The sequence below is a fragment of the Sphingomonas bacterium genome (genome assembly GCF_903644135.1).
GTDB lineage: Bacteria > Pseudomonadota > Alphaproteobacteria > Sphingomonadales > Sphingomonadaceae > Sphingomonas.
The window spans coordinates 1-4,141 of record NZ_CAHJXA010000255.1 but is presented as its reverse complement, the minus strand read 5'-3'; the positions used below and the strand labels follow the sequence as shown (position 1 = coordinate 4,141).

5 protein-coding genes are annotated in these 4,141 nt (G+C 69.0%); 3 read left to right on the top strand and 2 right to left on the bottom strand.

Annotation, left to right across the window (positions count from 1 at the left end; genetic code table 11):
- Both dnaJ and HUU96_RS12325 read left to right on the top strand, forming a co-directional pair.
- Positions 1–795, top strand: a 795-nt coding sequence (gene dnaJ / locus HUU96_RS12330) for a molecular chaperone DnaJ (RefSeq protein ID WP_174293070.1), incomplete at its 5' end; no start/stop codon positions are given.
- Positions 796–825: 30 nt separating this feature from the next.
- Entirely contained in the window at positions 826–1,215 is a 390-nt protein-coding gene (locus tag HUU96_RS12325; RefSeq protein WP_174293069.1) for a VOC family protein, read from the top strand.
- A 235-nt stretch (positions 1,216–1,450) separates the two neighbouring features.
- Here the strand turns inward: HUU96_RS12325 and purB are convergent, their stop codons facing one another.
- Both purB and radC read right to left on the bottom strand, forming a co-directional pair.
- A complete protein-coding gene (purB, locus tag HUU96_RS12320) occupies positions 1,451–2,800 on the bottom strand; it encodes an adenylosuccinate lyase (protein ID WP_174293068.1) in 1,350 nt (449 codons plus the stop codon).
- A 53-nt stretch (positions 2,801–2,853) separates the two neighbouring features.
- Entirely contained in the window at positions 2,854–3,555 is a 702-nt protein-coding gene (gene radC, locus HUU96_RS12315; protein WP_174293067.1) for a RadC family protein, read from the bottom strand.
- A gap of 63 nt (positions 3,556–3,618) precedes the next feature.
- Between radC and HUU96_RS12310 the strand changes: the two genes are divergently transcribed.
- On the top strand, positions 3,619–4,141 hold a 523-nt coding region (locus HUU96_RS12310; protein ID WP_438827081.1), incomplete at its 3' end, for an intermembrane phospholipid transport protein YdbH family protein.

Here is a 4,141-nt window from a genome sequence, read left to right as displayed (position 1 = left end):
CGCCAGGCGGCGCGGCGCGGCGCGGACCTGCGCTACGACATGGAGATCAGCCTGGAGGAGGCGTTCCACGGCAAGGCGAGCGAGATCACCGTCGATGTCTCGGCTCCGTGCGACACCTGCCACGGCACCGGCGCCAAGCCCGGCACCCACGCCCATACCTGCCGCCAGTGCAACGGCCATGGCAAGGTGCGCGCGCAGCAGGGCTTCTTCGTGGTCGAGCGCGCCTGCCCGGTGTGCAACGGCTCGGGCCAGGTGATCGCCGACCCGTGCGGCGACTGCCGCGGCGAGGGCCGGGTGGAGCGCACCAAGACGCTGAGCGTCACCATCCCCGCCGGCGTCGACGAGGGCACCCGCGTCCGTATGACCGGCGAGGGCGAGGCTGGGCCGCGCGGTGCGCCGCCCGGCGACCTCTACATCTTCCTCCACGTCAAGCGGCACCATCTGTTCGAGCGCGAGGGCACCACGCTGTTCGCGCGCGCACCGATCAGCTTCACTACCGCCTCGCTGGGCGGCGCGCTGTCGATCCCCGGCCTCGACGGCAAGACCCATGAGGTACGCATCCCCGCCGGCATCCAGTCGGGCAAGCAGCTGCGCCAGCGCGGCGCAGGGATGCCGGTGCTGCAGGGCCGCGGCCATGGCGACCTGGTGGTGCAGATCGACGTCGAGACGCCGACCAAGCTGTCGACCCGTCAGCGCGCGCTGCTGGAGGAGTTCCGCGAGACCGAGACGGGCGACGAATGCCCGGCGAGCCAGGGCTTCTTCGCGAAGCTGAAAGGCGTGTTCGCGGGCGAGTAAGTTTCGGTCGGCGATCGCAGGAGAACCTCAATGCTGAACCACACCATGATCGGATCGAACGATATCGAGCGGTCCAAGCGCTTCTACGATGCGGTGCTGGCGACGCTGGGAGCGGGCGAACCGATCCGCAACACGGCGGGCAGCGGTCATCAGCGGCTCTTCTACCGGCATGACGGCAGCACCTTCGGCGTCAGCGAACCGATCAATGACGAACCCGCGACCGCCGCCAATGGGAGCACGGTCGGCTTCAAGTGCACGTCACCCGAGCAGGTGCGGGCCTTCCACGATGTCGCTGTCGCCCATGGCGGGACCTCCGTCGAGGAAGCACCTGGCGTTCGCGCCACCAACGCCGGGCCGGTCCATCTCGCTTATATGCGCGATCCGGATGGCAACAAGCTGTGCGCGATCTATCGGGGATAACCACCCGGCCCTGTCCGCCCCCCTTTTCGAGGGGGCGGGGGCCGATGGATCAGAGGGTGAGGACCACCCCGACCACCAGCGCCTGGGCCGCGATCACCAGCATGGTGCTGGCTACGGTCTCGAACATGCGCATGGCTTGGTCTCCGCCGGCGTGATTACCGGCCGACCGCTAGTTGGTGATTGTTATGCAACGGCGCAATATTATTACGCGCCATTACACATGCAGAAATTGCACTCAGCCGAACACCCGCGCGAAGATCGTGTCGACCTGTGCCAGGTGATAGCCAAGATCGAACCTCGCCTCCAGCTCGGCGGGAGACAGTGCCGCCGCGACTTCGGGTCCGGCCTTGAGCAATTCCAGCAGCGACAGCGCGCCGTCCGATTCCCACACCCGCATCGCGTTGCGCTGGACGAGGCGATAGGCATCCTCGCGGCTGACCCCGGCTTGGGTGAGCGCCAGCAGCACCCGCTGCGAGTGGACCAGGCCGCCCATCTTGTTGAGGTTCTTGAGCATCCGCTCGGGATAGACGACCAGCTTGTCGATCACCCCGGTCAGCCGCGCCAGGGCGAAGTCGAGGGTGATCGTCGCGTCGGGGCCGATATAGCGCTCGACCGATGAATGGCTGATGTCGCGCTCGTGCCACAAGGCGACATTCTCCAGCGCAGGCGTCACATAGCCGCGCACCATGCGGACAAGGCCGGTCAGGTTCTCGGTCAGCACCGGGTTGCGCTTGTGCGGCATCGCGCTCGACCCCTTCTGGCCGGGCGCGAAATATTCCTCGGCCTCCAGCACCTCGGTGCGTTGCAGGTGGCGGATTTCGGTGGCGAGGCGCTCGATCGACGAGGCGATGACGCCCAACGTCGCGAAGAACATCGCGTGGCGATCGCGCGGGATGACCTGGGTCGAGACCGGTTCGACCGCGAGCCCCAGCTTGGCGGCGACATGCGCCTCCACGGCCGGGTCGATATTGGCGAAGGTGCCGACCGCGCCGCTGATCGCGCAGGTGGCAATCTCCGCGCGCGCCGCCACCAGCCGCGTGCGGCAGCGAGCGAACTCGGCATAGGCCTGGGCGAGCTTCAGGCCGAAGGTGGTCGGCTCGGCATGGATGCCGTGGCTGCGGCCGATGGTCGGGGTCAGCCGATGCTCGAAGGCGCGCCGCTTGAGCACCGCCAGCAGCGCGTCGAGGTCGGCAAGCAGGAGGTCGCTCGCTCGCGCCAGCTGAACGGCAAGCGCGGTGTCGAGCACGTCGGACGAGGTCATCCCCTGATGCAGGAAACGCGCCCAGTCCTCGCCGCTATGCTCATGCACGCGTTCGGAGACCCAGGTCAGGAAGGCGATGACGTCGTGCTTGGTCACTGCCTCGATCGCGTCGATCGCGGCGACGTCGATCGCCGGTACGGCATCGGGAGCGTTAAGCGTCTCGAACGCCCACCAGTTCCACAGCGCCGCCGCTGCCTCCTTCGGCACGACGCCAAGCTCGGCGAGCGCGTCGGTGGCATGCGCCTCGATCTCGAACCAGATGCGAAAGCGTGTCTCGGGCTCCCACAGCGCGGCCATGGCGGGACGGGAATAGCGGGGGACCATGGCGGACTCGCGTCAGGAGGAGGCGCGCGGGTAGCAGCCCTCGCTGCGCCCGCCTAGATCAGGCCCTCCGACCGCAGGCTGCGATGGCCGGTCGCGGTGATGATCAGGTGGTCGTGGACGGCGATACCCAGCCGCCGCGCCGCTTCCATGATAGCGCGGGTGATATCGATGTCGGAGCGGCTGGCGGAGGTGTCACCGCTGGGATGGTTGTGGACTAGGATGATCGACGCCGAGCCCAGGTCCATCGCGCGGCGGATCACCTCGCGCACATGCACCGCCGACTGGTCGATCGACCCCTCGCTCATCACCTCGTCGCGGATCAGCACGTTGCGGGTGTTGAGGTGCAGGACGCGGAACCGCTCGTTGAGCTGATGGCCCATGTCGGCGCGCAGGTAATCGATCAGCGCCTGCCAGTTGGACAGCAGCGGCCGGGACGACGCCTCCACCCGCAACAGGCGCAGCGCAGTGGCCTGGGCGATCTTCAGCGCGGCGGCGGACGTCTCGGTGATCCCCTTGACCCGCATCAGCGCGCCGGCGTCCGCAGTCAGCAGCGCGCCGATGCCGCCGAACTCCCGCAGCAGCGCCTTGGCCAGCGGCTTGGTGTCGCGGCGGGGGATGGTGAGGGCGAGGAGATACTCGATCAGCTCATGGTCGAGCAGCCCGTCGGCATCGGCGAACAGCCGCTGGCGCAGCCGTGCGCGATGACCCTCGCCATCGGGAGGCGTGGTGTCATCGGCGCGGACTATGTCAGCCATGGCAACAGCCTAGCACGCCGGCGACGGCTCGCAATCGCGTAGGGCTCTGGCTATGCGTCGCGGGTGGCGGCGCGTGACCCTCTGGCGGAAATGGTGGACGATCGCGGCCATGCGCCCGCCGGCTGGCGACGGCGGCAACGGCTTGCGCTGATCGCCGGCGTGCCGCTGATCGCGGTGCTGATCGGGCTGTGGAGCGAGCGGCGGCCGATCGCGACCCACTTCATCGACCGGACGCTGGCGGAACACGGCGTGACGGCGCGCTACCAGGTGGCAGATCTCGGGCTCGGGCGGCAGCGGCTGACGGCGGTGACGATCGGCGACCCCGCGCATCCCGACCTCGTCGCCGACTGGATCGAGACGCAGACGAGCATCGGTCTCGGCGGCCCGGCGCTGACCGGCGTGCGGGCGGGACGGGTCAGGATACGCGGGCGGCTGGTCGACGGGCGGCTGTCGCTGGGGGCTATCGACCGGCTGTTGCCGGCGGGGGGCGGCGGATCGAGCGGTTTGCCGGCGCTGGCGCTCGACGTCGCCGACGCGCGGCTGCGGCTGGAGACGCCGGCAGGTGTCATCGGCGTGCAGGCGAGCG